Genomic DNA, 896 nt, shown 5'->3' with positions numbered 1-896 from the left:
CCGAGGAAATCGTGCTGTCGGTCGTCTGAGCGCTGTATCCGCCGGCAAGAACAGATAAAGTATTTATTCCAGATAATATTTGTGATGGAGCCTGAAATTCAGGCGAAGCAAGTTTTTCCGGCCAGTCCAGGCTGAGTTCGTGACGCAAAAGCGAACAAGGCGCATCTTTGCAAAAACTTTACCTAACGGCTTTTCCGCTTCTTTACCAGATTGAACTATGGTGGCCACGGTTACCCGCACGTTGCCGGTTCGCCGGAATGGCAAAGAGGACCCGGAAATGAAACGCTGCCTGTTCGTCGACGATTCGAGCGTCATCAGGAAGGTCGCAAAGCGCATCCTCGGTGGCTCCGACTTCACCGTGATCGAAGCGGCCAGCGGGCTTGATGCCATTGAGGTGTGCGCCGCCGACATGCCGGACGTCATCGTTGTCGACGGCGGACTGCCGGACATGCAGGCGGTGGACTTCATTCGCCGGGTGCGCGCAATGGAAAGCGCGGTCAAGCCGCAGATCCTGGTCTCTCTGGTCGAGGTCGATGTCGCATCGATCATGCGGGCAAAGCGGGCCGGCGCCCAGGGCTACCTCTTGAAACCATTCAACCGGCCGCAATTGCTGGAACGATTCCGCGTCCTGAAGATCGCCGCCTGACGGCAGGCCAGGATTGGCCATTCAACACAAAAAACCCGGCTGAAGCCGGGTTTTTTTGTGCTGAAGAGCAATCGAAAGAATGGGTCAGGCGCTGACGCGGATGTCTTCCGGCTCGCGCAGCACGTAGCCGCGGCCCCAAACGGTCTCGATGTAGTTCTGGCCGCCGGAGGCCGCGTCGAGCTTCTTGCGCAGCTTGCAGATGAAGACGTCGATGATCTTCAGTTCCGGCTCGTCCATGCCGCCATAGAGG

Annotated in this window: 2 protein-coding genes; one reads left to right on the top strand and one right to left on the bottom strand. The window is 57.9% G+C overall.

What is annotated here, in order from left to right; all coding sequences use genetic code 11:
• Window positions 1–277 precede the first annotated feature (277 nt).
• A complete protein-coding gene (locus tag EN742_RS36250) occupies window positions 278–646 on the top strand; it encodes a response regulator (protein WP_126058594.1) in 369 nt (122 codons plus the stop codon).
• An 84-nt stretch (window positions 647–730) separates the two neighbouring features.
• On the opposite strand, the gene EN742_RS36245 is transcribed toward EN742_RS36250, so the two are convergent.
• Window positions 731–896, bottom strand: a 166-nt coding sequence (locus EN742_RS36245) for a helix-turn-helix domain-containing protein (protein ID WP_148670582.1), incomplete at its 5' end; no start/stop codon positions are given.

Source organism: Mesorhizobium sp. M4A.F.Ca.ET.020.02.1.1 (genome assembly GCF_004022645.1).
GTDB lineage: Bacteria > Pseudomonadota > Alphaproteobacteria > Rhizobiales > Rhizobiaceae > Mesorhizobium.
The sequence above is the reverse complement of the archived record's forward strand: the minus strand, read 5'-3'. Positions and strand labels throughout refer to the sequence as shown.